General features: G+C 70.4%; 6 protein-coding genes. 2 read left to right on the forward strand and 4 right to left on the reverse strand.

Annotated features, from left to right (window positions below):
• Window position 1: 1 nt before the first annotated feature.
• The 3 genes from GA0070604_RS11110 to GA0070604_RS11120 form a co-directional block, all read right to left on the reverse strand.
• Complete coding sequence (locus GA0070604_RS11110) at window positions 2-808, reverse strand: anti-sigma factor (RefSeq protein ID WP_091117878.1); 807 nt, start codon at window positions 806-808, stop codon at window positions 2-4.
• On the reverse strand, window positions 805-1,356 hold the full coding sequence (locus GA0070604_RS11115) for an RNA polymerase sigma factor (protein WP_167363429.1): 552 nt from the start codon (window positions 1,354-1,356) through the stop codon (window positions 805-807). The genes GA0070604_RS11110 and GA0070604_RS11115 overlap by 4 nt, the downstream gene beginning before the upstream one ends.
• Before the next feature lie 601 nt (window positions 1,357-1,957).
• Window positions 1,958-2,860, reverse strand: coding sequence for a DUF5996 family protein (locus GA0070604_RS11120; RefSeq protein WP_091117880.1), 903 nt, complete (start codon window positions 2,858-2,860; stop codon window positions 1,958-1,960).
• 153 nt (window positions 2,861-3,013) lie between these two features.
• Here GA0070604_RS11120 and GA0070604_RS11125 point away from each other — a divergent pair, with 153 nt between their 5' ends.
• A complete protein-coding gene (locus tag GA0070604_RS11125; RefSeq protein WP_091117881.1) occupies window positions 3,014-3,259 on the forward strand; it encodes a hypothetical protein in 246 nt (81 codons plus the stop codon).
• Between the two features lie 25 nt (window positions 3,260-3,284).
• Here the strand turns inward: GA0070604_RS11125 and GA0070604_RS31750 are convergent, their stop codons facing one another.
• Window positions 3,285-6,206 (reverse strand): AfsR/SARP family transcriptional regulator, encoded by a 2,922-nt coding sequence (locus GA0070604_RS31750; RefSeq protein ID WP_141721272.1) that lies wholly within the window; start codon window positions 6,204-6,206, stop codon window positions 3,285-3,287.
• A 187-nt stretch (window positions 6,207-6,393) separates the two neighbouring features.
• On the opposite strand from GA0070604_RS31750, the gene GA0070604_RS11150 reads away from it, so the two are divergent.
• The gene (locus tag GA0070604_RS11150; protein WP_167363431.1) at window positions 6,394-12,615 is read left to right on the forward strand and encodes a putative adhesin; all 6,222 of its coding nucleotides are present in this window, start codon (window positions 6,394-6,396) and stop codon (window positions 12,613-12,615) included.
• Window positions 12,616-12,713: the final 98 nt, after the last annotated feature.

Raw genomic sequence — 12,713 nt, forward strand, 5'->3', positions numbered from 1 at the left:
TTCAGAATGAGGGCAGGCGCCGGAAACTGCCGGCGCGCAGGAGGGTCAGGGCGGCCAGCACGACCGTGGCGAGGGCCCATGGGCTGGTGGCGGCGGGCTCAAGCAGCGCGGGCAGCTCGGCGGTGGCGAGGCTGGGGGCGACCACGGCGGCGGTCCAGGCCGCCATCAGGCCGATCGCGGCGCGGTGTACGCCGATGGCGGAGCCGAGCAGCAGCGTGGCGCAGGTGAAGGCCAGGCAGGGCAGCAGCATCAGCGCGGGGTTCGCCCGATTCGCGCCGGCGGTGGCGAACACGGCGAGCACCGGGACGACGAGGACCAGCACCATGGCGGTACGCCGTAGCAGCATTGTCAGACCGGCCGACGGGGTGCCGGCGATCAGCTCCCAGGCCGGGTCGGCGCGCCTGCTCCAGGCGGCCGCGACCCCGGGCAGCGGCGCCAGGGGCGCGAGCAGCAGCACCAACGAGGGCAGCCCGGGCAGATAGTGCGTGAGTAGGGCGGCGGTGCCGAGTACGGCGGCCGTCATGGCGATCCAGGGCAGCAGCGCCGCCACGAACCAGCGCTGCCTCGTCGGCGTACGGAAGAAGGCTCTGGGTTTCGGGACGGGGCCGGCGGCGATCGCGCGGTCGATGGCGATCGCGACCTCGGCGATCAGGGCTCGCGACTCGGTCGTGGTGCTGCCGGCCAGGCGGGCACGGCAGTCCGCGCAGGCCTCCAGGTGCACCTCGATCGACCAGACGGTCACCTCGTCCAGGCCGCTGTTGCCGTCGGCGTAGCGGTGGATCTTGTCGAGGGTGGGATGCGTGCTCATGACAGGGCCTCCCGCAGGGCGATCCGGGCGCGGCGTACCCGGGACTTGACGGTGTTCTCCGGCACGCCCAGCAGCACGGACGTTTCGCGGATGGAGAGGCCGTCGAGAACAGTGGCGCGAAGCGCCTCGCGGGCCTCGATCGGCAGGGCGGCCAGGGCCTGTTCAAGCTCCTGCCCCACCCGGACGGCCATCACCTCGTCCTCGGCGGCGGGCACGACCGCGTCGGCCGCGTGTACCTGCGGCACCTGGGCCCGCCGGGAGCGGCGCCGGAACGCGTCGACCAGGCGGTGTGCGGCGATGGTCCACAACCAGCCGACGGCGCTGCCCTCGACGGCGTCGCCGGCGAAACTGCCGGCCGCCCGCCAGACCGCCAGGTAGGTCTCCTGAAGCACGTCGGCGACCACATCCGGGTCAGCGCACCGGCGGCGCAGCCGCACCTCCAGCCATGGCGCCGTTCGCCGGTAGAGTTCGTCGAAGGCCCGCCGGTCACCGTGGGCCACGCGGCGTACGAGCTCCTGCTCGTCGGCCTCGTCCAAGCTCTGTCTCACACCGGGTAAGACGACGGTCTCCTCATGGTCCGGTCCACACAAAGGTGTGATCGCTGCCACTGCCGTCGATCGGCCGAACGGCACACAGCCGTGTAGCCGGCGGATGTGGTCGACGTCGTCGTCGCGCACCAGGCAGGAGAGACGGCGCGCTTCCGCAGGTGGGCCAGCGCTCGAAGAGGTGGGGCAGGCGGGGATTCCTTCGCCGGTGCCGGTGACCGTGATCTGCGCGCCGGTCGCGCGCCGGTCGCCCTGACGATCACCCGTGCGCTCGGGGTCGGCGTGCACATCGGGCACGTCGGTGTCCACCTGCTGGTCGAGGATGACTCCTTTCGCCGCGTACCAAGGCGCGGCCCCGGCTACTGCCAGGCGGACGAGCGCGGCCGGATCAACGCGGACGGGGTTGTTGTTCCTCGGCCCGGGAGACGGCAGCGATGTCGTCGATGCCCGTCACGCCGGCCCCCGTGATTCGGCTACCACCCGCTGTGGTGCAGGAGGCCGGGGGAGAGGTGCACCCACTGCCGTCGAGCCGCTTTCGCCGGCCGGTCGATGATCGCGCCGGGCCGGCGGCACGACGGACACCGGTGACGTTGGTGCCCGACGGTCAGGGCGCGTACTGGGTGCGCAATTTGCCGGTATCCCAACCGGCGCGGTGCGCCCCGGCCTGGTAGGCGCTCTCCAGGAAGTCGAGGACCGTGGCGTGGGGGTCGGTGGCGGCGCGGGCGTCGTCGTACGTCAGCAACGCGAGGTGCGCACCCCGGCTCTCGATCCAGCGCGCCTGCGCGGGGCGCAGCGGTTCCTCGGTGAGGCCGTCGGGCTCGGGCGCGGTGTAGGAGTAGAAGGCCGGCTCGGGAATGTTCTGGTCGCCGAACCAGAAGCCGGCGCTGATCACCTCGTGCGAGTACGCCTCCCTGGTCACCGGGTCGACGGTGTCCGGCTGCGGCACCCGGCGGCCGGAGAACCGGGTGACCGCGATGTCGAAGGTGTGCCAGAAGTGGTGCACCGGGCTGGTCTTGGCGTTGCACCGGGCGGCGTACTCCTCCAGCACCAGCCCCACCTGGCTGAGTACCTGCCAGTACCGGTTGACCCAGTACGGGTCGTACGCGGCGTGCGTGGTGTCCTCGGCGAACGGGATGCTGTCAGTCAGGTCGTAGGGCTTGGCCTCGATGTGGGCGCGGATGCCGAGATGCGAGAGCGCGGTGAACAGTCGCTCGTGAAACGCCGCGACGGACAGGCCCTGCAACGGGAAGGAGACCGTCTGTCCGGCCAGGGTGTTGATGACCAGCCGGTGATCGACGAAGTCGAAGTCGATCGCGAACATCACGTCCCGGCCCATGGGTCGGGACGTGATGCCGCGGCCGGTCAGGTGGAACGGCACATGCCACCAGTGGTTGCGCGGTGGTGCCTGGTCCAGCCGGATCTTGCCGACGATCTGTGCGAACCGGTGGACGGTTTCCTTCGAGTCCGCCCATTCGGACAGCGGGATCGGCGGGAACAACTCGGTCATCCGGACTCCTTCGACAGCATGCCGTGCACCATTCAGGCCTATGCCGGCATCCTTCCCGATCCGAGGGCCGTACGGGCGTCATGCAGCTTCGCCGTTGGCGGCGGGTCGTGAACGTGAAAATCTCCTGTGGTCTGAAGGACGTCTCGTGACTCGGTGGAGGCTTTGCCCGGCAATGCGCCCTACGCCCGGGTCAAGGCTGGCGTGATCAGCGCCGTCGAGTCCTCGGTATGGGCGGAGATCGCGGCGCACACCCACAACAAGCTGTCGTGGTTCCTCGCCCCCGTGAAACCAGAGGAATGGGCTGACCGGGTGCCCCGGCTGCTCGACGTACTTGTCAACGGGTTGGGGTCGGACGACGCGCGACGCGCCGGCCGGCGTTGCACGTTCCGGCGAGGGTGACGGAGATCAGCACAATCATCGATCGTCAGCTCGGGTCGAGTTCTTTGATGAGCAGTTCGATCTGATCTCGCTGCTCGAAGCCGAGGCTCTCGTACAGTGCGAGCGACAGCTCGAGCGGTTGACGGGCGTCATCCCGGCGGCCGAGAGCGATCAGCGCCCGTCCGGTTCCCTCGTAGGCGCGGGCCTGGCCGTCCGAGGCCTGGATGTCGGTGGCCAGGCTGAGCGCCTCTTCGTGGTATCGCACGGCGTCCTGGGGCTTCCCGGCTGCCGTCAGGGTTTCGCCGAGGGAGTTGAGGAAGTGCTGCCGGTCGTGTCGGTTGCCGGTCTGCTCAGTGATGGCCAGGGCATGCTGGTGGTACGCGACGGCGTCCTGGTGGTGGCCCTGCAGGCTGCGGGCTTTGCCGATGCTGTCGAGGACGCCGGACTCGCCGGAGCGGTCGCCGACCTCCCGGAGAAGCACCAGCGCCTCTTCGAAGTAGCCGATGGCCGGGCCGGGGTCGTTCCGATCGATGCTGATCAGGCCGAGATTGAACAGGGCATACCCGACGTTGAGGGGCGCGGCGGCTTGCCGGGCCTTTTCGAGGGCGCGCAGTTGAGCGTCGGCGGCGGCCTCGAATCTGCGGAGTCGCCGGTTGGCGTTGCCGATGTTGGTGAGGCAGCGAGCCTCGCTGAGCAGATCGCCGAACTCGATCGCGATGAGCAGGCTCTGTTCGTAGTGGACGATGGCTGTTTCGAGCTGGCCGAGCCGGCCGAGGACCAGGCCGAGGTTGAGCAGGACGCGGGACTCGGTGTGCCGGTCGCCGATCGCCCGTAGCAAGCTGACGCAGTGGGTGAGGTGCTCCTGGGCGGCCGGGTAGTCGCCGCGGCGTAGGCAGAGGTTGCCCAGTCCGTTGCGGGCGGCTGCCTGGACCGCCGGGTCGGGGTCGGTCAGGGCGAGGGTGTGCAGGGTGAGGCCGTCGTCGTGCAGCGATCGGGCGTCGAGGTAGCGGAACAGGATCCGGGAGAAGACGCCGGGTGCGTCGTGGGCGACGGCGATGAGATTGGCTCGCTCGGCGTCCAGCCACCGCAGGGCTTGCGCGGCGTCGGCCATCGGGGCCACGTGGTGCGTGCCGGTGATCTCGGGCCGGAAGCGGCGTTCGGCCGGGGCGTACAGGTCCATCGCGGCCGAGGCCGCCTGACGGTAGTAGTCGACCAGGTTCCGCCGAGCGTCGCCTCGCTCGATCTCGTCGGGCAGTTGTTGGACGAACGCCCGCAACAGGTCGTGGAACCGGTAGCGGCCTTCGGCGTGCTGGATGAGCAGGTGCGCGTCGAACAGTTCGTCCAGCAGCCGCTCGGTGGTGGGGAAGTCGACGCCGAGAACCGCGCAGGCGGCGTACGCCGTGACGTCGTCGCCGGGATGTGCTCCGAGCAGGCGCAGCAGCCGTTGCTGGGCCTCGGTGAGGTCGACATAGGACAGTTGCAGGGTCGCGTGGACGTCATGATCGACGGTACGCAGTTCGGCGAGGCGGCCGTGTTCGTCGCGTAACCGTGCGGCGAGGTAGGCGACCGACCAGTGATCTCGGTGGGCGAGGCGCGCGGCCGCGACGCGGATGGCCAACGGAAGGTAGCCACACAGGGCGAGGACCTCGTCGACGGCTTCGGGCTCTGTGGCGGCACGGGCGCCGGCAACGCTGATGAACAGCGCGCGGGCGCTGTCGGGGTCGAGGGCGTCCAGCGAGACGCGTACCGAGCCGTCGAGCGTGAGGCGCCGGCGGGAGGTGACGAGGACGAGGGAACCGGGCGCGCCGGGGATGAGAGGACGGGCCTGATCGGCTGCGGCGACGTTGTCGAGGAGGAGCAGAATGCGTTTGCCGGCGATGGTGTGCCGCCACAGCGCGGCCCGTTCGGCGAGGCCGGCGGGAATCTGCCCGTCGGGTACGCCCATCGTGCGTAGCAGGACCGACAGTGCCTCGCCCGGTTCGGCGGGTTCGCAGGCGGGGGAGAAGCCGCGCAGGTCGACGAAGAGCTGGCCGTCGGGGTAGCGGTCGGCGAGCTGATGCGCGATATGGACCGCGAGGGCGGTCTTGCCGATACCCCCCATGCCGTCGATCACGCAGATCGCCATCCTGCCGTGGGCTGCGGCGGCGGCCGCGAGGCGCTGGACGTCATCGTGGCGGCCGGTGAAGTCGGGCACGTCATAGGGCAGCGACCGGGGGACGGCGGGCGGCACGGGCGCCTGCGGTTCGGCCGGATCCAGCTCGTCGCGCAGGATCCGGGCGTGCAACGCCGCCAGGGCGGGCGTCGGGTCGATGCCGAGCTCATCGGCCAGGCGCTGCCTGGCCGCGGCGTATCGCTGCAGGGCTTCGGCGCGGCGGCCGTCGCGGTAGAGGGCGACCAGCAGCAACGACAGGACCCGCTCCCGCAGCGGCTGCTCCTCGTGCAGGCGCAGCAGCTCCCCGGTGATCTTCTTGTGGTGCCCGCCCTGCAACTCCCGTTCGAGGCACTCCTCCCACGCGACGAGGTGCTCCTCGCGTAGGCCGGCACGCAGCCGCTCGAGCCGCTCGGTTGCCAGGAGGCCGGCGAGAGGTTCGCCGCGCCAGAGCGCCAGTGCCTCCCGCAGCGACCCGGAGTCGCTGGTGGTGGCGGCCCCGGCGACGGCCGCGCGGAAGACGTGAACGTCCACTTCCGCGGCGGGCAGGTCGAGCAGGTAGCCGTGGGCCTGGCGTTCGATGGCGGCGCCGACGGGCCTGAGCGCGCTGCGCAGCCGGGAGACGTACGTCTGGATCAGTCCGTTCGGATCTTTCGGCGGCGTCTCACCCCACAGATATGCGATCAGCCGCTCGACGGGAACCACCCGCCCGGCCTCCAGCGCCAGGACCGCCAGCACGGTGCGCTGCATGGCCGACCCGAGTGGCAGGGCGGTGTCCGCACCGTCGACGGTGACCGGTCCCAGCAGCCGCACGCGCATGTCTCATGGTGACCGACCCGGTTGCGACGCGTGTTCGAAGGCCGCACACCTGTTGCCTGGCTCACTTCGGCTGGGCGTACAGCGGCAATCCAGCCGCCGTCAAGCGCGGCTTCCTAACCTCCGCCCGGCAATTTTCCCGTGTCCTGGAGGCCCGTTCCCAGTGAGTTCTGTCCTATCTCGACGCAGATTGGAGCGCCTGTCGCGTTCCCGCTCGCTGGCCGGGGCGGTGTGCGCCGCCGTGGTCGCCGGCCTTCTGGTCGCCCCGCCGGCCACCGCCGCGCCCCTGCGCGCGAAGGCGCAGCAGGAGCACCCGGTGCCCGGTGTACGGGTGCCGGCGCCGCCGGCCGCCCGGGTGCTGACGGCCCGCACACCGGTGCAGCAAACTGCGGTGTGGCCGGCGGCCACGATCGCCGAGGTGGACCTCGGCGCGGCGAGGCTGTCCGTCGAGGATCGCCGGCTGGGTGCCCGCTCCGGGGCTGGGACGACCGCCGCGACCGTACGCGCCGGGACCTCGCCGGTGTGGGTGCGGACCGGTGGTCGAGGACCGATCGGCAAGCTACGGGTGCAGGTGTACGACCACGCCGCGGCCCGCCGGGCCGGTGCCGACGCGCTGCTCGTGAAGGTGTCGAGCACGACGGCGGCGGGTGCCGCGACGGTGCTGGTGGACTACTCGTCCTTTGCCAGCGCGTACGGGGCCGACTGGGCGCAGCGGCTGCGGTTCACGGCGCTGCCCGACTGCGCGCTCGTCACACCGGAGCTGCCGCAGTGCGCCGGCCGCCCGGTCGAGACCCGCGGCGATTCGGCCGCGAAGACCGTCTCGGCGCTGGTCGCCCTGGCGCCGTCGGAGGCCGGCACACTGTTGGCGCTGTCGTCCGGTCCATCCGGCAACGCCGGCAGTTATGCCGCTACGCCACTGTCGGCGTCGGCCACCTGGGGCGCGGGCGACAACTCCGGCGCGTTCACCTGGTCGTACCCGATGCGTACGCCGCCGGGTCTGGGCGGCCCGGAGCCGTCCCTGGCGTTGAGTTACTCCTCGTCCAGTGTGGACGGCCGGATGGCGGCCAGCAACAACCAGCCCGGCTGGGTCGGCGAGGGCTTCGACCTGGACGCCGGTTACATCGAGCGTAAGTATCGCGGCTGCGCCGAGGACATGGCCGGCGGGAACAACACCACCAAGTCCGGTGACCTGTGCTGGGCCACCGACAACGCCACCCTCTCGCTGTCCGGGCACGCCGGTGAGCTGCTGGTCGACACGGCGGGCGGCTGGCACCTGCGCTCTGATGACGGTACGCGGGTCGAGCGGCGCACCGGGGCGGCCAACGGCGCCCGCAACGGCGAATTCTGGGTGGCGACCACGCCGGACGGCACCCAGTACTGGTTCGGCGACCAGACCCAGTCGGCGCTCACCGTGCCGGTGGCCGGTAACCAGACGGGCGAGCCGTGCCACGCCGCCGCGTTTGTCGACTCGTTCTGCACCCAGGCCTGGCGGTGGAACCTCGACCACGTCGTGGACACCCACGGCAACACGATGCGCTACTCGTACACCAAAGAGACCAACAAGTACGCGCGCAACATGAAGGACACCGACCTGGCCGGGTACGACCGGTCGGCGTACCTGAACCGTATCGACTACGGCACTCGCAACGACCGGACCGAGACCGCGCCGATGCAGGTCGTGTTCGACACCGCGGACCGCTGCCTGACCGACTGCGCGACTCACGACGGCGTGCACTGGCCGGACGTGCCCTGGGACCAGGAGTGCAAGGCCAGCCCCTGCCGCAACGGCGCCCCGACCTTCTGGAGTACGCGCCGGCTGACGAAGATCACCACGCGCACCGGCGGCAACGACGTCGAGTCGTGGACACTCACCCAGTCCTTCCCGGACCCGGGCGACGGCACCCGGGCGGGCCTGTGGCTCGACCGGATCTCCCACACCGGGCTGGTCGGCGGCTCCACCCCGCTGCCCGACATCGTCTTCACCGGTACGCAGCTCAACAACCGCGTCGACACGACCACCGACGGCTACCCGGCGATGAACTGGTGGCGCATCAAGGACATCGACACCGAGTACGGCAGCCGGATCGAGGTCACCTACTCCGACCGCGACTGCGCCGTCGGCAGCCGGATGCCCAACCCGGGCGACCTGGCCGCCAACCACCTGCGCTGCTACCCGGTGAAGTGGACCCCGGAGGGCAAGACCAGCTCAATTCTCGACTTCTTCCACAAGTACGTCGCGAAGACCATCACCGAGTCCGACCTGACCGGCAGCGGCTCGCCGCGCAAGATCACCAGCTACGAGTACGTGGGTGATCCGGCATGGCACTACACGGACGACGACGGGCTGATCAGCCCCGACGACAGGACGTGGTCGGACTGGCGCGGCTACGCCGCGGTGCGGGTGACGGTCGGTGACCCGGGATCGCAGACGTCGGCGGAGAACCGCTACTTCCGCGGTATGGGAGGGCAACTTCCCGCGGCTGGGGCCGCCCCGGCGGTAACCGACGAGGACGCGTACGCGGGGATGGTCCGCGAAAAGGTCACCTATGACGGCCCGGGCGGTGCGGAGATCTCGGCCGACTCCTACAGCCCGTGGCAGTCCGAGCCGACGGCCACCCGGACCATCGGCGGCAGCACTGTCCACGCACGACACATCGGGGTAGCGGCAAAGTACAACCGGACCGCGCTCGACGGCGGACGTGGCGACCGGACGACCAGCGAGACCACCGTCTTCGACAGCTACGGCGCACCGGTACGGATCGAGGACCACGGTGACGACGCGGTCACCGGGGACGAGAAGTGCTCGCTGACCGACTACACCCGCAACGTCACCGCCTGGATCATCGCCACCGCCCAGCGCACCCGCACGTACGCGGTCACCTGCGCCGCGGCCGACGCGGGCGGACTGACCGACGCCGACGTCATCTCCGACGACCGGGTGTCCTACGACGGTCAGGCGTACGGGACGCCGCCGGTCAAGGGCGACGTCACGAAGACCGAAACTCTCAAGACGTACAACGGCGGGCAGCCCGACTACCTGACCGCGACGCGGACGTTCGACGCGTACGGGCGGGTCCTCAGCAGCACGGACGTGCGCGGCAACGTCACCACCACCAGCTATACGCCGGCGGCAGGCGGGCCGGTGACGGCCGTCGGTACGACGCTGCCGCTCGGCTGGACCACCACGGCAACCTTGCAGCCGGCGTGGGGAGCGACGCTGACCCAGACCGACCAGAACCAGCGTACGACCGAGTGGGCGTACGACGGACTGGGCCGGACGACGGCCGTCTGGCTGCCCGGTCGCGACCGGGCAGCCCAGCAGACGCCGAACATGAAGTACGCCTACCTGGTCCGGGGCAACGCACCGACGGTCGTGACGACCAGCCGGTTGAACGCCGCCGGCGGCTACGTCGTCCTGCGGTCGCTCTACGACGGGCAGCTGCGCATGCGGCAGACCCAGGCCGCCGACTCCGCCGGGGGACCGAACGCGGTGCTGACCGACAGCTGGTACGACACCGCGGGCCGGCCGATCCGGGTGACGGATCCGTACCTGTCCACCCAGCCGCCGGGCATCGACCTGATCCGGTCCACGGGCGTCATCCCGGTCGCCGGTGAGTCCGTCTACGACGGGGCGGCCCGGGTCATCGCGTCGATCCGCAAGGTCAACGTTCCGCCGGGCGGTAGCCCGGGCGGCGTGGAGCGGTGGCGGACCACGACCGCCTACACCGGCGACCGGATCGACTCCACCCCGCCCGCCGGCGACACCGTCACCTCGAAGGTCATGGACGCTCACGGTCGCACGGTGCAGCTTCGCCAGTACCACCCGGGTGCGGTCGCCGGTTCAGCCAACCGGGCCGACTACGACCTGACCACCTACAAGTACAACAGCAAGGAGAAGCTGGTCAGGCTCACCGATCCGGCCGGCAATCACTGGGACTACACCTACGACCTGCACAACAATGTGGTCACGACCGACGATCCGGACAAGGGCCACAGCAGCGCCACGTTCAACGCTTTCGGCGACCAGCTGACGTCCACCGACGCCCGCGGCATCACCCTGGCGTACACCTACGACCAGATCGGGCGGAAAACCTCCGTCCGGGACGGGTCGGCGAGCGGACCGCTGCGCGCCCAGTGGACCTACGACACGGTCGCCCTGGGCCAGACGACATCGACGACGAGATACGACGGCACCGACGCGTACGTCACCGAGACCCTCGGCTACACCGCCGACTACCAGCCCACCAGCGTCCGGTACACCATTCCCGGCAGCACCGTGGGCGGTGCCTACACCTACTCCTACACCTACTATCCGGACGGGTCGCGGCTGTCGGTGCGGCTTCCGGCGATCGGCGATCTCAAGCAGGAGACGCTCAAGTACGGCTACGACGCCCTCGGCCAGGCCACGACCGTCCGGTCCGGTTACGGCGTGACGGCGGAGACCGACCTGGTCACGCAGACCGCGTACACGTCGTTCGGTGAACTCGGCGCGTATACGCTGCGTAACAGCGGCGGCAACACGGTGGCGGTGACCCGGACCTACGAGACCGACACCCGGCGCCTCGCCCAGATCTGGACGGCCAAGCAGACCGAGTCGACCACCGTCGCCCACGTGCGCTACAGCTACGACGACGCGGGCAACGTCACCAAGGTCAGCGACGTGGCCACCGCGGACACGCAGTGCTTCCGCAGCGACCACCTGCGCCGCCTGACCGAAGCCTGGACGCCGGCCGGCGGGGACTGCACCGCCGATCCCACCACCGCGGGCCTGGGCGGCCCAGCCAGGTTCTGGCAGTCGTTCGGCTACGACCTGGCCGGTGACCGCACCTCGCTGGTGGAGCATGGCACCTCGGCGGGTGACCGGACCACCACCTACACCATTACGGCCGGCAGCCACAAGCTCGCCGCCACCACCACGAAGGACGACGCCGGCACGACGAGCGCCACCTGGGAGTACGACGCGGCGGGCAACACCACCACGAGACCGGGCAATGCCGGTACCCAGACCCTGACCTGGGACAACGAGGGCCACCTCGGCAAGGTCAGCGGCCCTGCCGGGCCGACCAGCTACCTCTACGACGCCAACGGCGCTCGACTGACCCGCACCGACCCGGCGGGAACCACGCTCTACCTACCCGACCAGGAGCTGCGCTACGCGTCCGGTAGTCGCACCGCCACCCGCTACTACAGCCACGCCGGCAACCCGATCGGCGTACGCTCGTCGGCCGGGCTGACCTGGCTGTCCGGCGACCACCACGGCACCGCCCAGATCTCGGTCAATGCCGTTACCCAGGCGGTGGCCGTGCGCCGGGAGACGCCGTTCGGGCAGCTGCGGCAGACCAGCGGCAGCTGGCCGGCGGCGATGGACAAGGGCTTCGTCGGCGGCACCACCGACAACACCGGCCTGACCCATCTCGGCGCCCGCGAGTACGACCCCGGGACCGGACGGTTCATCTCCGTCGACCCCGAACTCGACACCAGCGATCCGCAGCAGCTCAACGCGTACACGTACTCGAACAACAATCCGATCACGCTGTCCGATCCGGCCGGCACCAAGTGGAACTGGGGCAAGGTCCTCAAGGTCACGGCTGCCGTGGTCGCCGTCGCGGCGGTGGTCGCCGTCGCGGTGGCTGTGCCCGCCGCGATCCCGGCGATGGCCGCGGCCGCGGCCAACGCCGCCAGTGGCGCGGCCATGATGGGCGCCACCGCCGGCATGGCTGCCACCGCCGGCCTTGCGGCGGCCGCCGGTGAGGCCGCCGCCGCCACCGCTGTGGTGGCCGGAAGCGGCGTCATCGCCAGCACCCTGTACATGGCCGGCAAGATTGTCAGCGGCTACGAGCAGGGCGACTACCCGTCAGGGCCGGTCGGCCCCCGAACACCCGCAAGCCGCAAGACCGCAGCTGCGCCCACCCGGCCCAATGGCCCGGTACGGGAAGCCTTCCCGGGACAGCCAGGGCGACCGGACGGCGAGACGGTCATCGCCGGACACGGCCAGCGGACCCTCTCCACTTTTGAGATGCCCGAGGGAACCACCGGGGTCTTCTACGCCGAGCACACAAAGTCGATTTACGAATCCCAGGTCAAGGCCATCGGGACTGGCGATGCTCCGATTCACGATAAATGGACGTTCAAGCCCGGCGACACCCTGCCGGACTACATGGTTCACCCGCACGATGGCCTCGAACTCGCCGGCAACCCGTGGGTCATCGACACGACGGGTAGCCACAAGGGTGCCGTTCGGCTGTCGTCGCTGCTGGGAAAGAACATGGGCCGGGTCCATTTCGCCTTCTGTCGCGGCGATGTGGCGCCGAGCGTGGAGGAAATTATCGCCGACAACCCCATCTGGGGACCACCAGCCGCCGCACCGGGCTGGAACCGGGGGAATGCCCGCAACACGGGGGACCGGGACTGACGACACGCCGTCCCTCGATCGCACACCGGTGAGCTCGCACGACATCCCTGTGGCCTGACCATCTCTTCATCCGGGCCGCCCGCCGCATGCCGGCGGGC

The organism is Micromonospora eburnea (genome assembly GCF_900090225.1).
GTDB classification, from domain to species: domain Bacteria; phylum Actinomycetota; class Actinomycetes; order Mycobacteriales; family Micromonosporaceae; genus Micromonospora; species Micromonospora eburnea.